The organism is Aquitalea pelogenes, assembly GCF_041914625.1.
GTDB lineage: Bacteria > Pseudomonadota > Gammaproteobacteria > Burkholderiales > Chromobacteriaceae > Aquitalea > Aquitalea pelogenes.
The window spans coordinates 45598-66265 of record NZ_JAYSDA010000020.1 but is presented as its reverse complement, the minus strand read 5'-3'; the positions used below and the strand labels follow the sequence as shown (position 1 = coordinate 66265).

Genomic DNA, 20668 nt, shown 5'->3' with positions numbered 1-20668 from the left:
TATTTCTTCATTATATTATTTACTAATAAGAAATAATAATGCTGCTGAGGCTGGCAAGACAATAAAGCATTACGGCTAACCCGTCTGCTGCTGGGTAAACGAGCCGGCCACTTTCTCTTGTTCATGCAGCGCAGACTCGATCATCCAGCCCCAGCCACTGCAAACAATCAGTAATCCGGCAATCACACGAATCTGGTGCCATCTGGCGGCAGGTTTGCGGTAGTTGTGTTTGTCTTGGGGCATGACACTCTCCTGTGGTAGTTGGTATTTGTATTTTAATGATAATTATTCGCAAGTAAAATTTATAATATCTAAATTTCAATTGCTATTTTAAATTACAACCTGTCCTGGATAGGCTGCTGCTGTTATCGCCAGGGTGAGCGCAGGCATGGCCTTGCAAGCAATAGTGCGCAGCAGCAAATGAAAAAGCGGTACCGCCGGTGATGGCGATACCGCTGTGGGCAAGCAGGCAAGTCCTGCCTGTCGTGAGGCTGATTAGCTCAGATCAAAACGATCCGCGTTCATTACCTTGGTCCAGGCGGCAGCAAAGTCCTTGATGAATTTTTCCTGATTGTCATCCTGGGCGTACACCTCGGCATAGGCACGCAGAATCGAATTGGAGCCAAACACCAGATCAACCCGCGTTGCCGTCCATTTCAGCGCACCGCTGCGACGCTCGCGAATTTCGTACAGATTCTGCCCAGCCGGCTTCCAGGTGTAAGCCATGTCCGTCAGGTTGACAAAGAAGTCATTGGTCAACTGGCCCGGTTTATCGGTGAATACGCCGTGCTTGCTGCCGGCATGGTTGGTATCCAGAACGCGCAGGCCACCAATCAGAACGGTCATTTCATTGGCAGTCAGACGCATCAGCTGAGCGCGGTCCAGCAGCAGTTCTTCGGCGCTGACAATGTAATCCTGCTTTTGCCAGTTACGGAAGCCATCTGCCAGCGGTTCCAGTACGGCAAACGATTCGGCATCGGTCTGCTCGGCAGTGGCATCGCCACGACCCGGTGCAAACGGCAGCGTCAGGGCATGGCCTGCCGCACGTGCGGCCTGCTCGATACCGACATTGCCACCCAGCACGATCACATCTGCAATGCTGATGGAAAACTCGCTTGCAATACCTTCCAGTACAGTCAGTACCTTGGCCAGGCGGGCTGGTTCATTGCCTTCCCAATCCTTTTGCGGAGCCAGACGGATGCGTGCACCATTGGCACCACCGCGCTTGTCCGAACCACGGAAGGTGCGGGCGCTATCCCAGGCGGTGCTGACCAGCTCGGCCACGCTCAGGCCACTGGCGGCAATCCTGGCCTTGACGGCATCGACATCATAGTCGCGGCGGCCTGCCGGTACCGGGTCTTGCCAGATCAGCTCTTCCTGCGGCACGTCCGGGCCGATGTAGCGGGTTTTCGGGCCGATGTCGCGGTGGGTCAGCTTGAACCAGGCACGGGCGAACACCTCGGAGAAGTGTGCCGGATCCTTATGGAAACGTTCGAGGATCTCGCGATATACCGGGTCTACTTTCATGGCCATGTCGGCATCGGTCATGATCGGCATGCAGCGGATGCTCGGGTCTTCCACATCAACCGGCTTGTCTTCTTCCTTGATGTTGATCGGAATCCATTGCCAGGCACCGGCCGGGCTCTTGGTCAGCGTCCATTCATGACCCAGCAGCATGTCGAAGTAGCCGTTATCCCATTGGGTGGGGTGAGTGGTCCAGGCACCTTCGATGCCGCTGGTGACAGCATTGCGGCCAATGCCACGGCTGTGGTGATTGATCCAGCCCAGTCCTTGTTCTTCCAGCGGCGCGCCTTCGGGAGCCGGTCCCAGCTGCGCTGCGTCACCGTTGCCGTGGGTCTTGCCCACGGTATGACCGCCAGCGGTCAGTGCAACCGTTTCTTCATCATTCATTGCCATGCGGGCAAAGGTTTCGCGGATGTCGTATGCAGTTTTTTGCGGGTCTGGCTGGCCGTCCACCCCTTCCGGGTTGACGTAGATCAGGCCCATCATCACGGCTGCCAGCGGGTTTTCCAGCGTGCGGACGCCGGAGTAACGGCTTCCTTCACTACCGCTGGGTGCCAGCCACTGCTTTTCCGAACCCCAGTAGATGTCTTTTTCCGGATGCCAGATGTCTTCGCGGCCAAATGAAAAGCCGAAGGTCTTCAGGCCCATCGATTCATAAGCCATATTGCCAGCCAGAATCATCAGGTCTGCCCAACTGATCTTGTTGCCGTATTTTTTCTTGATCGGCCACAAGAGGCGGCGTGCCTTGTCCAGGTTGCCATTGTCAGGCCAGGAGTTCAGCGGGGCAAAACGCTGGTTGCCGGTACCTGCGCCACCACGACCATCGGCAATGCGATAGCTGCCGGCTGCGTGCCAGGCCATGCGGATCATCAGTCCGCCATAATGCCCCCAGTCGGCCGGCCACCATTCCTGGCTGTCGGTCATCAAGGCTTTCAGATCTTGCTTGAGCGTTTCAACATCGAGCTTTTTGACTTCTTCACGGTAGTTGAAGTCAGCTCCCATCGGGTCGGTCTTGCTGTCGTGCTGGTGGAGGATGTCCAGATTGAGCGACTTGGGCCACCAGTCAGTGTTCGACATGCTGGACTGTGTCATGCCACCGTGCATGACCGGACATTTACCTGCGGAACCTGTTGTATGTGCCATCACTTGCTCCTGTTCTCTAACGCTGTGAGTATTGCGAGTTTTGCTCGCTCGCCTGAGTCGATCTACTTGCTCCCCAGTGCAGGCATCACGCCATGTGCTCGTCTGCCTTGGGAATGGTCTGGAAGTTGTTTTCCAGTTTGGTCACTGCAAACCTGAAAAAGCAGCCAATATGTCGAGCAACACTTCCTGCCATGTTTGTTGGTTTTGCATGAGGCACTCCCTGTGTACTGGATTGCTTGATGTATTTGTACTGCATCGCCTGTTCTTTATGACTGGGATGCTTCTTAAAAAGTAATAGGAATATTCTTAGCTAAACGCATCCACAAAATGGCTGGTACAAACTTTTGCTGACAACCGTGTTGCTCTTGGCATGGATGCAGTATCTGTGATGGCAATAGTTTTGTTAAATTGATTGTTGTAAATCGATTGTTAGTTTAGGGCTATCAAAAAAAAAGAGCCCGCAGGCTCTTGAGTGGATCGTGGTGAACAGGCGATTCAGTCCCAGGGCAAATCGTCAGGGCTGGCAGCAGTTACCTGTGCAGCAACCGTACTGTTGGCTGGTGCGCTTGCTCCGGTTTGTGGTGTCAATGTGGCCTGGCTGTCATCCAGTCCACCCAGTGCTTCAATCAATGCCTCAACCAGCTCGCCCAGTTCTTCGCTCATCAAGGTAAAGGTTGCTTCAAACAGGCTTTCCCTGTCGTCGCCGGCTTGACTGGCTTCTTCCTGCAGAACGTCCAGGAACTGGATCCGCTTCAATTGCAAGGTATCGGTCAGCATGAAACGCACTTTTTCCTGCCAGATCAGGCCAATGCGAGTGACTTGCTTGCCGGTTGCAATATGCTGACGAATTTCATCGGATGTCAGATCCATCCTGGTACAGCGGATGACAGCACCATTTTCACTGCCATCTTTCAGTTCGCAATCAGCATCCAGCTCGAAACCATACGGAGCCTCACCGGCAGCCAGCCAATCTGTCATTGCCGTGTGCGGTGCCAGCTTGGTGCGTGGCAGGGCGGCAGGGAAGGGGGGCAGGGCCTCACGCAGTTTGGAAACCAGTGCTTCAGCCTTGCTGGCAGTGCCAGAATCCACCATCAGCCAGCCACGGCGGCAGTCCAGATAAGCAGTGGTACGGTGTGTGCGTACGAAAGCACGTGGCAGCAGGTCATCGGTTACTTGTTCTTTGAGCGCCAGCTTTTCCTTGCGGCCAACCTTGCGCAACTCCTTGTCTTCAATTTCCTGGACTTTCAGTTCGACAAAGTCGCGGATGACGCCTGCCGGCAGTACTTTGTCTTCGCGCTTCAGTGACAGTAACTGACAGTCGCGTGCCTGGTAGACCGGGCTGTCCAGATGTGAGGCCGCGGCGACCCAGCCCTCGCTGAACCAGTCCAGACCACCACAATGCTGGAACGGGGTCTTTTCCAGTGCTTGCACCAGTTTGCCGGTTTCGTGCAGGGATTCCTGATTCAATCGATAAAAAGATAGTTGCTTAAACCACATAAATGTTCCATAATGCGCGTCCTCTGATGTCGCTGATTGTAACCCGGAAACAGGTCAAAAAGCAGACATTAAGAGGACAGAAAAATGGAAGCGGAGTGTAGCTTAGCCTGGTAGAGCGCTACGTTCGGGACGTAGAGGCCGGAGGTTCGAATCCTCTCACTCCGACCAGATTTCTGAAAAAAATGTTGCAAAAAGACTGGAAAACAGTTAAATTGCTTCTCTCGCAGAAATAAATGCGGGACACATATCGGAGTGTAGCTTAGCCTGGTAGAGCGCTACGTTCGGGACGTAGAGGCCGGAGGTTCGAATCCTCTCACTCCGACCAGATTCGAAAAAGCCTTGAATTTCTTAACAGAGACTCAAGGCTTTTTTACCAAGTTGGTAAGCCGGTATAGCTCAGTTGGTAGAGCAGCGCATTCGTAATGCGAAGGTCGGGGGTTCGACTCCTCTTACCGGCACCATATAAATCAAAGGGTTACAGTGAATATTCCTGTAACCCTTTTTTATTTTTCTCGCCGTGTAACCACTGTGTAAGCAAATTTGGGCAATCTGGATCTAGTTCATAGCTCCGTTTCCGCTCTTTGTTCCACTGCGCATACAAGCCTGAAAGCCACCAATCTTTGCTAGGTGCTGAATTTCTGGCTTGTGTGGTGTGGTTGCTGTCGAAGACTGCGGTTTTGGTCGAACTTCTGTCGGCCAGGCTGATACATCGTCAGTTGGTCGGCCAAAGCGGAAGTCCACCTAGTAGTGCTCGGATGAAGGGTATTGATGGCTTGGATTCTGATGACTTTGACCCGTCGGAGTCAGTGGAAGTGGCGGGTGTGCAACGTCAAACCGATCTTTTTCTAGCTCGCAAGCGACCACATATCGACGATACGGGTCGAAAGATATTCAAATGCACAATCATTGAAATCAAGCGCCCCAGTGTTTCTTTGAATGTAAAGCACCTTCGTCAGTTGGACGACTATGCTGCAATCATCAGCAAGCACCCTGCATACTCAAGCGAGTCCATTCATTTTGATCTTATACTGGTGGGGCGTAAGATATCCTCTGAAGACATTGAAATCCCAAGCCGACTTAATTCCCATCGAGGGAAAGGGCATCCTGGGCTGGTTAGTGATGACGGAAAGGTAAAACGATACGTACTCAACTGGTACACATTGCTCGATGACCTTGAGTTGGCTCAGCAATATCTCTTAGAGAAATTGCAAATCAAGCGAGATTCATTTGAAGCGGAAAGCAAGGACACGCTTCTTGATGCCTTGCAGGCAGAGAGTGTGTAAGCCATTACTGGTGTAACACGTTCGCCAAGTCGTCCCAACCGAAACTGCCCACCCCGAGGGCAGATATTTGTCCTGTGGTTCCAGACCAATCCGCCGAAGGCCTTTCACGGGTCTTTGGCTTTTTGCTTTCTGCCACGAGAAAATCGACATGCTGAACACTACCATCACCAAGTACATCGCCCTGTCACTTCCCAGGCGCATTGACGTTGAGCTGCGTATCCGGCTCAACCGCTGACCTTCCCAGTCCCTTCCCATACCCACCGCGCAACGGCCCCGTCCCGGTAGTGACGGGGCCGTTCACTGTTGTGCGTCCCGACATTGAAAGACATTCACCATGACCGAAGATACCCATGAATAGCCCCCAGTTTACTAGATACATTTGTGGCCACTTTCAATTGGAAAGCGGCCATTTTTCAACGATCGCTCGATCGTCCGCTTGGCCGAACTGCCGTCGATCTGGCTGATGATGCCCCGTTCCCTGTGGTGGAAATCGACTATTCCCATCACAGGGGCTGATTGAAAACCCGGAACGGCCACTTCTTAATCCCTATCTCCTAGCAATTCATCTGCACTGCCTGTAAACAGGCCTTTTTGATCGGGTGGACGTCGCCGTTACTTGGATCCGTTGCGTTCGCGCTGGCGGAGTCGCTTCATGTACGCGTCGTCGACCATATCGTCGGGGCCGAGGTCTAAGGCGCAGTTTGCCAGCGAGGCCAGTGTCCTATCTGAAAGTTTGAGACCTCTTGGCAACTGACCGTAGTTCTCCGCACTGTTCTCCTCGATGGCGGCGAACAACGCTTTGAAGAAGTCTGCCTTAGACGGACGCGTCGCCGCTGTGGCGGCGGCCGTCAACGGGTCTGTTGCCTCCATCACGGCCTTTTCCGCGTCGGAGGCCAGTTCCTGCAAGAACTCGCCCAAAGAGGGCCAGTATTTCAGATCGAACTGACCACAAAGGGCGTCCAGCTTTTCTTGGACATAGGACTGGAACAGAGCGTGGTGCTGGGACGCCGCCTCGATCACGCCGCAAACGTGGTAGTGGGTGTTACTACTAAAGCCTGACGTGTTGTGCAGATCGGAGCGCTGCTCCAGCAGTGTCGCCAGTTCGGCCGCCTTCCTTGCAATCTGCTGATTGAGGTCGGCAAGATCGCTGCGCGCGGCGCGAGCTTCCTGCATCTTCTCCGGATTCCAGAACGCAGCAGTACTCAACACCAAGCCAAGAAAAGCCTGGAGTGCTGGCAGACGTGCATGGAGCTTGTCGTGCAATTCTTCATAGGAATCACGCAGCTCGTTTCCACGACTCAACAGTCGATCCGCAACAGCGTTTTCACTAGGCAGGATGCGATGCTCGATGTTATAGCGCTTCCCCTCCAGAAGAAGGTTTTCGCAGATTTGCTGGGGAGTTTTGGGTTGAAATGCACTCATGGCGCGTCCTTGATGTTTTCGATACATCCCAGCGTATAGAACCATGACGGACTTGTCGGTACCTCAGCCATTGTTGTGTATTGGGTTCTAAGGTACCTACGGCGATCAGGGCGTTCCGGCAATGAGGCGGTTGGTCTCATTTGTGTGCAGTGCATCCAACCTCGCTTTCGAATCTCACGACGTCTACCACATTTTGAGCAGCACATAGCTTCAAAGTTGAATCTATTGTGGATGACTAGTTCTCGCCCAAAGCGACCTGCGCCCATCCGTCATAAGCATCTACTCTGAACCTCATATCTGCCATTTTTCTGTCACAGGCACCGAGTGTCGGCTTACTACCATGGTCAGGACTCTAGCCCGGCGGCCTCGGAGCACTGCATGAACGGCCGTCAAATCGGCTGCAGATCTGGATGGAGATTTTCGATTTTATGGTTCTCCATTGTGTCCTCCAGATATGTGCACTCTGCTAGTGTCAGCGGTACGCCACGGAAAGGGGCATCATGAGGCTTAATACATATCGCATTACTGTGCGAGTAGCAGTTCAACGATGAAGGGAAGATCCCAAGTTGCTAAAGCCAAGACCCCATAGATGGCGACGGTGATCCACATCGCCACGAAAAGGGTCTGTCTCCGCTTGCTGATCGGCTCAAGGAATCTATCCCGTTTGTCAGCTTGGGAAGAGTAATGCTGGAGTACATCAAGCCACGTCTTGCTCTCGTCAAAGGCAAGTTTGGCATCGCGCCACTGTGAACTGAGTTGAAGAATAAAGGACAACACAAGATATATTCACAAGTCGAGTTGATCATGGCTAGAAAATAAGAAAAGCGCTACATGTGTAGCGCCTTTTCTATGCCCGAACTTAGTCAGATCAGATAGCCAGGTCTTCCAGGCTAAAACCCTCATCCAGCTGAGCCTGTACCCAGGCAGGCTTACGGCCACGACCCGTCCAGGTCTGGGTCTCATCATTAGGGTTCTTATACTTGGCTTCAACTGGCTTACGCACAGTAGCGGTAGCTTTACTGAGCACATCATCAAGGCTCAGGCCATACGACTTAGCCAGTTCCAGGATCTGCTTCTTGGCATTAGCCTTCTCTTCTGTTTCACGACGGCTAATTTCAGCATCAACGACCTTCAGCAGGTCCTGCAGTTCAGTAAAACTCTTAGTTTGCAATTCCATGGTCATCTTCGTGTTGAGTTAAAGCTTAATTTAATTCCTTATTTTGTAAAAAGTCAAACCATGACAACTTTAATTTATTGCCATGTGTAACTTTAGCCTCAGAAACCAAATTCGTTGGTCACAGTCTTTCTTGGTCTCCCCACAGTGTTTTCCCTTTCCTTTACTATATTACTAGTGCCAAATGTCCTCATTTTGTATGCCCAGTCAACATTGCCTAGTGTTGCTGCATCTCTTTGAATGGCACCTCTTACCATGCAATCAGGTTTAGCAATGTATGACACCACCCGTGTCATCAAGTTGTGTCTCTTACCAAGTTCCCAGTGTTTGATCCTTCCGATCCCACATTGCTGGAATTCCTGTGCATGCACGTTTGAATTCCAGAAGCTGCCTAAGCCACCTGTAATTTCATTCATCCAGTAATAGCCGATCTGATTAGCCAATTCGATATCATTCTGAACCTTCTTGGCATCAAAAATGAATAGGCAATGGTAGTGGTAAGATTTTTCCGGTGTCCATTCTAAAGCCCAGATCATGCCAACATAGTGCCTGAAAATGCTTGGCTTACACCTTCTGTTGGCGTTTAACCTGTCAAACATATCTTTTATCTGGAAGACGTGTGTTTGAGATTGATACTCTTGCCTTATCCCAAGGTCTACCCTGATAAACAGTAGGTCTGATGGTCCGTTCTCAATGACAGAGTCTAGGTAAGTTACTGCGCTAGAGTAGATGCTGAAGTCAGGTGTTGGTTGGCTGAACTGATAAAGATGCTGAATGTTTAGCATGGGGAAAAGCCTCAGTGGTTTATAGTCAAACCATGAGTGATTATGTGTAAAAAAATACTCTACGTTTGTATTGCTTTGCTTGATAAGGATAATGTAGATACAAGCTAATGATAAATAGAACCCAAATTATCAGTGATGGATATCGGCTGTTGTAATGGGCATGTCTGGGTATTTTTCCAATATTTTCCTATGAAAATTGCACACGCTCGATATACAGACTTATTTTCAGGATTGATTTTACCCCGAGTTGTTCGTCATGTGATGGCATCTTCATTGACCATACCAAAAAATCAAATGGCAGGCTGCTCAATCTAGTACATGCCAGATGGCGTTCCACCAAGCTTTGCCCATATGTTAGGTATTACCACAGTCAATAATCAACAGAGTTTTCATACCGCTGTGGGTGATGGCAGGCCTTGCTAAGCAAAGAGTGCTTGGGCGCAGAAGGGGAAGTGCACAAGGATATGCTCGGAAAAAACCGAGTGGCGTGCTCTAAAAAAGTAGTAAGCGTACAAAAAAACAGCTTTTTTCACCTTTTAGAAGTTAAAAAAGCACATTTCAATGATCTATTTGAAAAAAATATATAGTTTCAGCTCTGTATGGGCTATGGGTCCTCTGAATGGAGCTTCTACGCAGAGGTCTTTGGTGGCAGTCACGCCAGTCGTTGCTTAATCAGTAGTTGGCGGCGCAGAGCAGTTAAAAATGTGCTTAGCTGGTCTCCTCTATTCGTTAATTTCAGTCTCATTTTCAACTGTAGTGGGGTATCTATTATGTTTTAATTTTATTTTCATAAGCATCAGTTTATTAGTGATTGTCAGAAATCACATTTTCCACTCCAGGTGATAGATGGATAATCGTAACGTAGCTAAATTGCAGACCGTCATATATTTTTTTAGCTATTTATGAGGCGTCTAATAATCAGTACCATAAAATTTATGATACTGATTTAGTCCGTATGGATTCACAGTTACTACTGCAGTCTTTATTTTTGCGCTGTTTAAATTTTTTGATGTTCTGGTGATCATTTTTTTTGCATCCATCCACTCGAGCACTTGCTTAAATCTTAATGTATTGCTTTTTAAGCCGTAGCGTGAACATCGTAGACGTAAATCATTTTCTTTAATGCCCTTTTCAAGATCAGAGTATGGTAGCTTCACAACTTCAGATGGTTTTACTCCGTATGTGGTGGAAAAATATCTTAATATCATTTCAAAAACGTATTTACCTGCAGTAGATATTGATTTCTCTGGATTAAATACTTGACTGTATTCATTCAAATACCACTCTGCAATTTTTATTGCACTTTTGACTGTACTTTCTGATATTTCGTCTTTTTTGTAATTGGTAGGGTATTGATCATCCTGCACAATTCCATTCTCGAAGAAATGAAAAAGGGCAGCAATGCGTGCTACGTGCTCAGAATATCTATTAATGAATTCTCTTTCATCGGAATATGGCCCACCATCTATAGTCATTAGTTCTTTTGCATTATGATCCTCTTTCCAGATAAGTCGCGCAGATGGGGAGAATGAAAGAACAATTCTTTTGCTTTTCCTGTTATTAATATCCGCGTGGTTATAGTTAAGTAGTTGAAGGACTCTAGCATTAAATTTTTCAATCCACTCTGTGGCTCGAGTGGTAGATTCATTTATGGTGCGCTGCCCATATAAAGTTTCAGGCTGTGAAATCAGTGTTCTTGGGAAAAATCCAATACCTCTGGCAATATCACCTTTCCGCTCTATGAAGCGCTCAAACACGGTTGGCTGAATCATGAGGGATAAGGTTAGACGTGGGTCGCTAACAAAGTAACTTTCATTTTTTGTCTTACCTATTACATCAATACTTTGTCCATCCCATAAACGATCCAAACGAGCCATATCAGATTCGCTTCTTGAGTTTAAAATGTCCGCTGCTTCGTTTGATATTAGACCTGCGGAGGGCCAATTTTTACATAGATTTCCTTCAAGATCCTTAATTGAAATGCTTGAGTATAATACACGTCTAAGTTTTGGTTGTATTAATGTGGCTGTTGTTAATCTTATTTCGGTTAGTTCATTTTCAATTTCATTTATTTTTTCATTTATGTAATCAATGTTTTCTTCGTGATCACCGTGCTTTTTCTTTAGCCAGCTTTCAAATATTTTTGTCAACACATTTTCTTTGTTTTTATATTTCTTTAAATCATTTTTATATGTAATGGATATTTCATTAAATTCATGTTTTCTTTCTTTGTCGTATTCTTCTAGAGGCTTGGTGATAATCTTGTCTGCTGTTGTTTTTCTAGATCCAGACTCTGCTACGGCTAACATAAAAAGTGAGCATGGTGATGGCTCCCCAATTCCTCGATCTACAAGAATTAGATCCTGACATGCTAGTGAAACTGCCGATAAGGTTGCTTGAACTGCAAGTGGTACAGCTAAAGAATCATTTTGGCATATTTCAACAACTGCACCTTTAATTGTTTCAGGAAGCTCCTGCCAGGGGAAATCACCTGGCGGGATGTATGAAGGGAAATTAATTATTTTTTGTTTAAATTCATATTCTGTTTTTTCAAATGGCGGCGAATCACCTTGTGGTTGTGTTGAAAAAATCGAATCAACACTTGTATTTATCTCACTATTTTCTAGTTTATCATTTGGTGTGTTTTGCATTTTTATGACTTATCTGGTTGGTTTTATTTTAATAGTTATGGTATTTTGAAATATTACTTCTTACTTTTTGACATGACTTGCTTTGCGGCATCTAGTGGCCAGGCAAGTCTTCTATTGGGAAGTTTATTTGGTATTACACCAAAATAATGGCCTTCCTCTGAGAACCGTTTGTATATTGTTTGTGGTTGTACATCTAATGCCATTGCAAATTCTTCAGTTGTCAGGTGTTGGCGATGAGGATTGACAACTAGTCTTTCACTTTCAGTGCTTGTAGTTATTCTGACTAATGCAGAGGAGTGCCGACGGTTTTTTTTCTGTAAATGTTGGTTGATTTCATCAAGCTTGCTTAGCACAGTTTGAAGAGGCTCTATGGCTTTTTCTGTGTATGCTGCAACTTCAAAGGAAAGTGGCCCCGTATTGTTACCCAGGACATTTTTGAAAATACTGATCCACATGAATGGACTGGAAACGGCGTAGCGTTCCTGGATCTCGTCTTCGATACACCAGTTGATGAAATCGAGAGGGACCACGTGAGATGGGAAGCTGTCCTCATCTTCGCACCAATCATTCCACTGCTGCAAAATCATGCCAGCCTCATAAAACGGAGTGTTTCCACTTCCGATAATGGGGTTCCCATCAAGACTCGTACCACCTGCCGTAGGGATGGCTTCGCAATCGCTGGGAGGGTGGATTCCTGCAAGGAGCATGGCTCCCATGACGGGAGTCCAGCTTTGCATATCCAAGTATTTCTGTATGGTTTTGCGGAGCTGCAGACTTGCGGTGATCTGATCTGTAGGGGATGTGTTTTGCATGAGTTAATCCTCTTGTTCATTACCACCAGTGCTACTGACGGCGCACATTGCGTTCGCCGTCAGTAGTTAGGTATATGCCAAGAAGATTGTAATGCTGCGAGGTAAATATCTGTAAGAAAAGTGTGGCAATTTGCTAGTAAATACAAAGCACCATTTGGAAATGGTACAGCTTTAGTCCATTGCGGATTGGAACGGGATGCCTGCTTGTTCAAGCATCCAAGTTTCGATCTTGTCGTGCCACATGCGTAGCAAGTCCAATGGCCTGCGCCGGTAATGCTTTTCTGCAATAGCGGACGGCTTGTGGCCTTGGATCTGGGCTACAACACCGACAGGAACTTCAACCCATTCCGCGAGTGTCCCGAACGATCGTCTCAGCCCATGCAGGGTGATGTGAGGTAACTCTGCAGCCTGGATGGCTTCATTATGTGCAATTCGTGGCTCAACAATTTTTCCATCTGCGGAGGTCTTGCTGTAAAAGACCCATGGAGAGGGCTCCCAAGTTTTCCCCCGCAGCTCTAGCTGTTGAAGCTTCTTTTTTCCCGGAGGTGTTTCATTCAAGGCTTTAAGCCCATGCAGCAGCTCGGCAAAGTAGGGCGTTAGTGGGATTGTTCTTCCACCAGTCCCCTCTACTTTGTCGTTGATGGTAAGGCTCCGCCATCGTAGGTCAACATGCTCCCAGCGTAGTGCTGCTAATTCTTCTCGTCGGGCACCCGTGATGAGCAGTCCTTGCAGGTAAGTGCTTATAACCGGGTTTTGTATGGAAAGAACTGCGCTGAACCAAGCTGCTAACTGTTCGCGTTGAAGGCAGTCATCTTTGGCTTTGGCTTTCGGCAGCAGGTTCGTTACTTTGACGGAGTTGCATGGGTCGCTCACTACTAGTTGTGCTAACTGTTCGTTGTTAGTGCACCATCGTGTGAAAGCCTTCAGTAGCGCAAACGCATGGGCTGCATTTGTTGGGCCTCGTTTTATCTCTTCTCCAAGCCAGTCCGCAATTGACTGAGATGTTAGATCTACAAGACGCATTGTCATCAAGGGCCAGAGCGGCCCTCTGCCTTTGATCTTGTTTCCCCGCTTGGCTTTGTCCCCACCTTGAGCAGCGAGATTAACGTGGTCTTCGATGTAACGGGCAGAGCGTGGTTTCTTGGTTTTAGGAGAGATTGTGGTGCGAAGTACTTCTAAGTAGTCGTTCCACGCATCGAGGACAGTCCACTCAGCACGTTGCTTGATTACTTGTCGTTCTTCGAGAGCAGCTTTCTGTGCAGCTTCGAATTCGCGTGGATCCAACCCTTTGTCAATCTGTGTTTGCAGGTCACGGGCTCGGGCTTGTGCCTGGTCAATTGTCCAACTTCTTGGGTCACCAATGGTGATTCGTATGGTTGAGCCGTGCAGCTTACCCTGGAAGATGTATGACTTTGCTCCTGCCTTGGTGGCACGTAATGCGAGACCGGGTGTTTTTGCATCCCAAAGAAAAGTCTGTGCTTTTCCATCTTCACATTTGTAGCCATCGACTCTACCTGCAGTGAAGCTAACCTTTGCCATGCTTCAAAACCCCTCTACAATTTCATGTAACCACTATGTAACCAAATTTGGTCAATGTAAAGGGTAGTAGATCAAACAAAAAATATGTATTGATTTTATAAAACTCTGTAAAACCAATGATTTGAGTAGATTGGTAACTATGGATCCATACCAATCAATACATTAAACTTCGTATTCGTAATGCGAAGGTCGGGGGTTCGACTCCTCTTACCGGCACCATTCACATCAAGGCCTTACAGTAGAAATACTGTGAGGCCTTTTTGTTTTGGTCTGACCGGAAATGAAGCCGCCAGGGCAAGGCTGTGGGGGGCGGATATTCAGTTTGACTGGTTCCTGCCGGAGGTCGATTGTTTCCATTCTTCCAGGAATGGGGCGAGGGGTGGGAAATACAAAGAGCCACCGCTCTCTTGCGAGGTGGGTGGCTCCAGTTTGTCATTTTTTGTGCGTTTGCTTGCAGCTGTATTCCAGCCTGGCCAATGCGATTGGGTCGCTGATTGTACAGCGCACCCGGTTTAGCCGATATCCAGTCGGCGAATCACTGTTTCCAGGATCTGCGCTTTGTCGGCCCATTGCGGGTGCAACAGCTTTTCCGCCCGCTCAATGGCCTGGCAGGCCGGGCAGTCGACCTGACGATCGTCAGATCCGTTTTCCGGGCAGTTGGCACGACGGATATGCGGGGTTTCGCCGGTGGCAACACGCAGCAGGCCTTCCATGGCTGCCTTGATTGCTTTATCCATTTGGTTATCTCCTGTTGGGGGATGTCTTGCAATGATGGAATGACAGCAAGCAGAACCTGATACCCGGTGAGGCATCGTTGGTCGGCGCGCAAGATATGCGCAGGACGCCATGTGCAGCATGGCCGGTTCCGTTGCTGCGGATGTCTGGATAATAGTTCATGGTTCCGGACATTCATTTTGCCTAGGTCAATAAAGCTTCACTTTCCGCGATACCGGTATGAAAAAAGCCCGCACATGGCGGGCTTTCTGTGTACATCGACAGGGTATCAGGCGATATCTGCTGCTGATGTGCTGGTTTGGTCCTTTGCTTCCTTGTTGCCGTGTTCTGACGCCAGTGCCATATACATGGCAGGTACCACGAACAAGGTGAACAAGGTGCCGATGGACAGACCGGTGAAAATCACCAGCCCCATTGCATGGCGACCAGCGGCACCGGCACCAGAGGCAATCACCAGCGGGATGACGCCAAAAACCATGGCGGCGGTGGTCATCAGGATGGGGCGCAGCCGGATTTCTGCCGCACCGACGATGGCGTCCAGCTTGCTGGCACCCTTGCTGCGCAGGTCGTTGGCGACTTCCACGATCAGGATGCCGTGCTTGCTGATCAGGCCCATCAGTGTTACCAGGCCCACCTCGGTATAGATGTTGATGGAGGAGAAGCCCAGGAAGATGAAGATCATCGCCCCAAACAATGCCAGCGGTACCGAGACCAGAATCACCACAGGGTCGCGGAAGCTTTCAAACAGCGCGGCCAGGGTGAGGAACACGATGATGACGGCAAACAGCATGGTGAGGGCAAAGCCACCGGATTCCTGGCTGAACTGGCGTGAAGGGCCTGCGTAATCCACGGTATAACCGCTGGGTGCAATTTCCTTCAGCGTGTCTTCCAGGTATTTGAGCACTTCGCCTTGTGCCTGGCCGGATACACCGGACAGGGTGGCCGAATTCTGTTGCTGGAAGCGGGTAATCGATTCCGGCACCACTTCGGTCTTCAGTTTGGCGATGGTGGACAGGGCAATCAAACCGGAATTGGGTGTGCGTACCTGGTAGTCCAGCAGCTGCGCCGGATTTTGTCTGTCCTTTTGCAGCAATTGCGGGATGACCTTGTAGGAGCGGCCGTCAATGGAGAAGTAGTTGACATAGCCGCCGCCCATGGCTGCGCTCATGGCATTGGCGACATCTTGCTGGGTCATGCCCATGGCGGTGGCTTTGTCCCGGTCTATCACAACGGTGCTTTGCGGTGCGTCGATTTTCAGGTCCACGTCGGCAAAGTAAAACTTGCCGGAGCTGCGTGCCTTGTCCAGCAGTTGCTGTGCCACTTCATTCAGGTTTTCAAACGGCTCGGTGGTCTTGATGACAAACTGGACCGGCAAGCCGGATGAGCCCGGCAGTGGTGGGAACTGGAAGGCCGCTACCCGTGCACCGGCAATCTTGTTCCAGCGGTTTTGCAGATCCTGCTGGATTTCCTTGGCACTGCGCGTCCGGTCTTCCCACGGCTTGAGCAGAATGCCGCCAATACCGGCATTGACAGTCGGCGTGCCGGTAATCTGGAACATCTGCTCGTATTCCGGGGTGGCCTTGCTGATGGCAAACATTTGCTGGGCGTAGGTCAGCATCTGGTCTGCCGTGGCAGTGGGCGAGCCGACAATCTGGCCCAGCACGATGCCCTGGTCTTCTTCCGGTGCCAGTTCGGACTGCGACATCTTGGTCATCAGACCCAGCAGCGCCAGCATGATGACGGCCATCACCACCAGTACCTGCCAGGTTTCCAGCAGGCTGTGCAGCAGACGACGATAGCCCTTCTGCACCTTCTCGAAGGTGTGGTCGATGGCTTTGACCAGGCGGCCTTCATCCTGCTCGGGGCGGAAGAAGCGCGAGCACATCATGGGTGACAGGGTGAGAGCCACCACGCCGGACACTGTAACGGCAGAGGCCAGGGTAAAGGCAAACTCGGTAAACAGCGCACCGGTCAGGCCACCCTGGAAGCCGATGGGCACATACACGGCCACCAGCACCACGGTCATGGCCAGAATCGGGCTGCCCAGTTCGCGTGCCGCGATGATGGAGGCTTCAAACGGCGACTTGCCTTCCTTCATGTGGCGGTCGACGTTTTCCACCACGATGATGGCGTCGTCCACCACCAGGCCAATGGCCAGCACCAGTGCCAGCAGGGTAAGCAGGTTGATGGAGTAGCCTAGTAGCAACATCATGAAGAAGGTGCCGATCAGCGACAGCGGCATGGCAATCACCGGCACCAGCACGGCACGGAAGCTGCCGAGGAACAGGAAGATCACCACGGTCACGATGACCAGCGCTTCGAGCAGGGTCTTCACCACTTCATGAATGGAGGTGTTGATGAAGTCGGTGGAGTCATACACGATTTGCCCGGTAAGGCCGGAGGGCAGTTGCTTCTGGATGGCCGGGAAGGCTTCACGTACCGTCTTGGCAACGTCCAGGATGTTGGCTTCCGGTGCCACCTTGATGCCGATGAACACCGAGCGTTCTCCACTGAAAGCCACGTTGAAGTCGTAGTTTTCCGAGCCCAGGGTGACGGTGGCAATGTCCTCCAGCCGCACAATGGCATCACCATTCTGCTTGATGGCCAGCTTCTTGAACTCTTCCACGCTGTGCAGATCAGTCGCCGCAGTCAGCGGAATGCTGACCATCTGCCCCTTGCTCTTGCCTACGGCAGCCAGCACGTTGTTACTGGCCAGCGCATTACTCACGTCGGTGGCAGTCACGCCGTGGGCAGCCATCTTGTTGGCATCCAGCCAGGCCCGCAGGGCGAACTGGCGCGCACCCAGCAACTCGGCTGTCTGCACCCCCGGAATGGCGTCCAGCTTGGGCTTGACCACCCGGTTCAGAAAGTCCGTTACCGAGTTGTTGGCCAGCGTCTTGCTGTAAAAGCCAAGATACATGGCGTCCGTGGTCTGGCCGGTCTGTACGGTGAGCACCGGCTGCTGCGCCTGCGCTGGCAGCTGGTTTTTCACCGAGTTGACCTGGGTGTTGATTTCGGTCAGCGCCCGGTTGGCATCGTAGTTCAGCCGCAGGTTGGCGGTGATGGTGGACACCCCGCTATTGCTGGTGGAGGACATGTAGTCAATGCCCTGTGCCTGGGCAATGGCCCCTTCCAGCGGCTGGGTGATGAAGCCCGCAATGGTTTTGGCATCCGCACCGTAATAGGTGGTGGAAATGGTGACCACGGCATTCTGGGTTTGCGGGTACTGGTTGACTGGCAGGCCAAACAGCGAGCGCAAGCCCAGCACCACCAGCAGCAAGCTGATGGTGGTGGCCAGCACCGGTCTCCGGATGAAGATATCGGTAAAGTTCATGGCGCGCCCTTACTGTTCCTGCGGAGTCGGGTTGGGGTTGTTGGCCGGCTGTACGCTGTTGTTGACGGCCACGGCAATACCGTTTTTCAGTTTGACCTGACCGGAAGTGACAACCTGATCCCCTTCCTTCACGCCGCTGAGAATGGCCACCTGGTCGCCACGGGTCGGCCCGGTCTGCACGAATACCTGCTTGGCCACCAGATTGCCACCTGCAGCTGAAGCATCCTTGCCGGCCGGTACCACCACGAATACGGTGGAGCCGTAGGCGTTATAGGTAATTGCTGTCTGCGGCAGGGTGAGGTAAGGCATTTGCTTGCCGGTGTCCAGGCTGGCATTGGCAAACATGCCGGGTAGCAGCTTGCGGCCCGGGTTGGCAATCAAGGCCTGCACCTGCACGTTGCGGGTGTTGGGATCGACCTTGGGGTTGATGGCGTTTACGCTGCCGACAAACTGCTTGTCAGCGGTGCCGTCGGTCTGAACCACCACTTTCTGGCCAGTGTGAACGGCAGAAAGCTGGCTTTGCGGCAGGTTGAAGTCGATATGGATAGGGTCGATCTGTTGCAGGGTGACAATCTTGTCACCGGCATTCAGGTACTGGCCCGGATTGACGCTGGTGATGCCCACCCGTCCGGCAAACGGAGCGCGGATGGTTTTCTTGGCCACCAGCGCAGCCTGCTGTGCCACTTGCGCCTTTTTGCTTTTCAGATCGGCAGCATCGTTGTCCACCTGAGACTGGGAAACACCCTGCACCGCCAGTTGCGCCTGGTCCCGCTTCAGCGTGATGGCGGCCAGTTCGGCTGCCGCTTCCAGTGCATGCAACTGGGCCACGTCAGCATCGGCGTTCAGCTGTACCAGCACATCACCGGCCTTCACGTCCTGCCCTGACTGGAAATGGACGCTGCGCACCTGGCCGGCCACTTCGCTGCTGATATCCACGCCATGTTCGGCGCTGAGCGTGCCGACGGATTTGAGTTGCGGTTGCCATTGGCTGGTGTGCGCGATGATGGTGCTGACAACCTGCGGCGTCGGCTTGGGTGCGGCAGCCATCAGGCTGCGGATATGCATGAAGAAGCCCAGCCCCAGCACCACTACCAGCAGCACTATGCCTCCCAGCATGATGAACATTCGCTTGGTCATATTGCTTTCCTTTTATCTCTCTAGATTGCGTGTTGTTTGTGTGCCGGGCTCAGGGACGGGCCTGGGCGGACTGCTCTGCATTGCCATCGTTGCCATTGCGGTTCCACCAGCCACCGCCAAGTGCCAGGAATAGCGCGGCGGAATCGGCATGCCGGCTGGCGCTGGCGCTGATCAGGCTGATACGGGCCTGCTGCCAGGTGCGCTGGGCATCCAGCAGTGCCAGCTGGCTGACTGCACCCAGCCGGAAGCGCTTTTCCGTCAGCTGCAGGGTTTCGCGTGCACGGGCTTCGGCTTCGGTCTGGGCTTGCAGGGTGCTGGCATCGGCGCTGACGGCCCGCAGGCTGTCGGCCACGTTCTGGAAGCCCTTGAGCACGGTATCCCGGTACTGGGCCTGCGCCTGTTCGAATGCGGCATCCGCAGCACGTTTCTTGGCGCGCAAGGAACCACCGTCAAACAGGGACTGGGTGACACCGGCACCGATGCTCCACAGGCTAAGCCCGGTGGTGGCCGGGCCAACAAACAAGCGCTCGCGGGTGAAGCTGCCGGTCAGGTTGATTTGTGGATACTGGTTGGCCGTGGCTACACCAACTGCCGCGCCGGCCTGTTGCAGCAAGGCCTCGCTGGCACGGATGTCCGGACGCTGGCGTACCAGTTCGGATGGCAGGGAGACGGGTAATTCGGCGGGCAGTTGCAGGCTGTCCAGGCTGAATTCCGGCAGACCCTGTTCAGACGGGAATTTGCCGACATATACCGCCAGCTGGTGGCGGGTGAGGTCCAGTGCCTTTTCCAGCGGAGAGAGCTGCGCGCGGGTTTGAGCCACCAGTGTGGCTTGCGACAGCACGTTGCTGCGGGCCACGCCACCCAGTGCCGCCTGATTTTCCACAATGCGCAGTTGTTGTTCGCTGGCGGCGAGCATCTCCTGCGTCGCTTGCAGCTGGGCACGTTGCGAAGCTTCCTGAATGGCAGTGGTCACCACGTTGAAGATCAGGGTCTGGTAAGTGGCTTCCAGCTGGTAGCGCTGATAATCGGTCGCCGCCATCAGGCCCAGCAATTGCTGGCGATTGGCGCCGAACAGGTCCAGCGAATAAGACACGTTCAGACCGGCGCTCAGCACGTTGTAGGTGGATGGCGTGCTGCCTGATAACAGCTGATGTTGCCGGCTGCCACCCAATTGACCGCTGACCGAAGGATATTGCAGCGAACCAGCCGCCGCATTGTAGTTTTCCTCCGCCTGCTTCAGCGCTGCGCGCGCAGCGCCCAGACTGGGGTTGTTCTGCAGCGCTTCGCGCACCAGTTTGTCCAGTGCCGGGGAGCGGAACAGCTGCCACCACTCGGCAGGCAGCTGCTGGCCATAGGCCAGGTGCTGCGAAATGCCGCTATTGCCGATGCCGGTGGGGCTGGCTGCCGTTTGCTGGTCAGCCAGTTTGCTGCCGTAGTTTTGCATCTGGCTGTCAACCATCTGCGGTGCCCGTGCGGGCGGCGTCAGCGTGCAGCCGCTCAGGCCAAGACCCAGCAACAGGGGCAGCAAGGCGCGTTGCGCGATCAGGGTCCGGCTATGTGCTTGTCGGCCGGGAGAGGGGGTGGGATGCATCATGATGCTCCTGTTACATTTCATGCCGATCCCTTGCAAAG

The 20668-nt window shown here is 51.8% G+C and carries 15 protein-coding genes and 3 tRNA genes; 4 read left to right on the top strand and 14 right to left on the bottom strand.

What is annotated here, in order from left to right; translation table 11 throughout:
* Nucleotides 1-75: 75 nt before the first annotated feature.
* The 4 genes from ACE3SE_RS15250 to ACE3SE_RS15235 form a co-directional block, all read right to left on the bottom strand.
* The gene (locus tag ACE3SE_RS15250; RefSeq protein WP_374556457.1) at nucleotides 76-243 is read right to left on the bottom strand and encodes a hypothetical protein; all 168 of its coding nucleotides are present in this window, start codon (nucleotides 241-243) and stop codon (nucleotides 76-78) included.
* 252 nt (nucleotides 244-495) lie between these two features.
* The gene (gene katG, locus ACE3SE_RS15245) at nucleotides 496-2667 is read right to left on the bottom strand and encodes a catalase/peroxidase HPI (RefSeq protein ID WP_374556455.1); all 2172 of its coding nucleotides are present in this window, start codon (nucleotides 2665-2667) and stop codon (nucleotides 496-498) included.
* 85 nt (nucleotides 2668-2752) lie between these two features.
* Nucleotides 2753-2923 carry a hypothetical protein gene (locus ACE3SE_RS15240; protein ID WP_374556453.1) on the bottom strand — a complete coding sequence of 57 codons (171 nt, stop codon included), beginning with the start codon at nucleotides 2921-2923 and terminating at the stop codon, nucleotides 2753-2755.
* Nucleotides 2924-3162: 239 nt separating this feature from the next.
* Nucleotides 3163-4164 carry a recombination-associated protein RdgC gene (locus ACE3SE_RS15235; protein ID WP_374556451.1) on the bottom strand — a complete coding sequence of 334 codons (1002 nt, stop codon included), beginning with the start codon at nucleotides 4162-4164 and terminating at the stop codon, nucleotides 3163-3165.
* 91 nt (nucleotides 4165-4255) lie between these two features.
* On the opposite strand from ACE3SE_RS15235, the gene ACE3SE_RS15230 reads away from it, so the two are divergent.
* The 4 genes from ACE3SE_RS15230 (at nucleotide 4256) to ACE3SE_RS15215 (ending at nucleotide 5447) form a co-directional block, all read left to right on the top strand.
* Nucleotides 4256-4332: transfer RNA gene (locus ACE3SE_RS15230), tRNA-Pro, on the top strand.
* Nucleotides 4333-4412: 80 nt separating this feature from the next.
* Nucleotides 4413-4489 (top strand) — tRNA-Pro (locus ACE3SE_RS15225).
* A gap of 60 nt (nucleotides 4490-4549) precedes the next feature.
* Nucleotides 4550-4625 (top strand) — tRNA-Thr (locus ACE3SE_RS15220).
* Between the two features lie 294 nt (nucleotides 4626-4919).
* Nucleotides 4920-5447, top strand: a complete 528-nt coding sequence (locus tag ACE3SE_RS15215; RefSeq protein WP_374556449.1) for a hypothetical protein — start codon at nucleotides 4920-4922, stop codon at nucleotides 5445-5447.
* Between the two features lie 612 nt (nucleotides 5448-6059).
* Here ACE3SE_RS15215 and ACE3SE_RS15210 read toward each other — a convergent pair.
* From ACE3SE_RS15210 to ACE3SE_RS15165, 10 genes are all read right to left on the bottom strand, one after another.
* The gene (locus tag ACE3SE_RS15210) at nucleotides 6060-6869 is read right to left on the bottom strand and encodes a hypothetical protein (protein ID WP_045846042.1); all 810 of its coding nucleotides are present in this window, start codon (nucleotides 6867-6869) and stop codon (nucleotides 6060-6062) included.
* Between the two features lie 868 nt (nucleotides 6870-7737).
* Complete coding sequence (locus ACE3SE_RS15205) at nucleotides 7738-8046, bottom strand: H-NS histone family protein (protein WP_374556447.1); 309 nt, start codon at nucleotides 8044-8046, stop codon at nucleotides 7738-7740.
* Between the two features lie 98 nt (nucleotides 8047-8144).
* Complete coding sequence (locus ACE3SE_RS15200) at nucleotides 8145-8828, bottom strand: YagK/YfjJ domain-containing protein (RefSeq protein ID WP_374556445.1); 684 nt, start codon at nucleotides 8826-8828, stop codon at nucleotides 8145-8147.
* 911 nt (nucleotides 8829-9739) lie between these two features.
* Nucleotides 9740-11479: a YfjI family protein gene (locus ACE3SE_RS15195; RefSeq protein WP_374556443.1), complete on the bottom strand. Its 1740-nt coding sequence runs from the start codon at nucleotides 11477-11479 to the stop codon at nucleotides 9740-9742.
* 53 nt (nucleotides 11480-11532) lie between these two features.
* Complete coding sequence (locus ACE3SE_RS15190; RefSeq protein ID WP_374556441.1) at nucleotides 11533-12291, bottom strand: hypothetical protein; 759 nt, start codon at nucleotides 12289-12291, stop codon at nucleotides 11533-11535.
* Between the two features lie 171 nt (nucleotides 12292-12462).
* A complete protein-coding gene (locus ACE3SE_RS15185; protein ID WP_374556439.1) occupies nucleotides 12463-13830 on the bottom strand; it encodes a tyrosine-type recombinase/integrase in 1368 nt (455 codons plus the stop codon).
* 512 nt (nucleotides 13831-14342) lie between these two features.
* A complete protein-coding gene (locus ACE3SE_RS15180; RefSeq protein ID WP_045846038.1) occupies nucleotides 14343-14567 on the bottom strand; it encodes a hypothetical protein in 225 nt (74 codons plus the stop codon).
* A 266-nt stretch (nucleotides 14568-14833) separates the two neighbouring features.
* Nucleotides 14834-17899 (bottom strand): efflux RND transporter permease subunit, encoded by a 3066-nt coding sequence (locus ACE3SE_RS15175; RefSeq protein WP_374556437.1) that lies wholly within the window; start codon nucleotides 17897-17899, stop codon nucleotides 14834-14836.
* A gap of 9 nt (nucleotides 17900-17908) precedes the next feature.
* Nucleotides 17909-19036 (bottom strand): efflux RND transporter periplasmic adaptor subunit, encoded by a 1128-nt coding sequence (locus tag ACE3SE_RS15170; protein ID WP_374556435.1) that lies wholly within the window; start codon nucleotides 19034-19036, stop codon nucleotides 17909-17911.
* A gap of 49 nt (nucleotides 19037-19085) precedes the next feature.
* The gene (locus ACE3SE_RS15165; protein WP_374556433.1) at nucleotides 19086-20630 is read right to left on the bottom strand and encodes an efflux transporter outer membrane subunit; all 1545 of its coding nucleotides are present in this window, start codon (nucleotides 20628-20630) and stop codon (nucleotides 19086-19088) included.
* Nucleotides 20631-20668 lie beyond the last annotated feature (38 nt).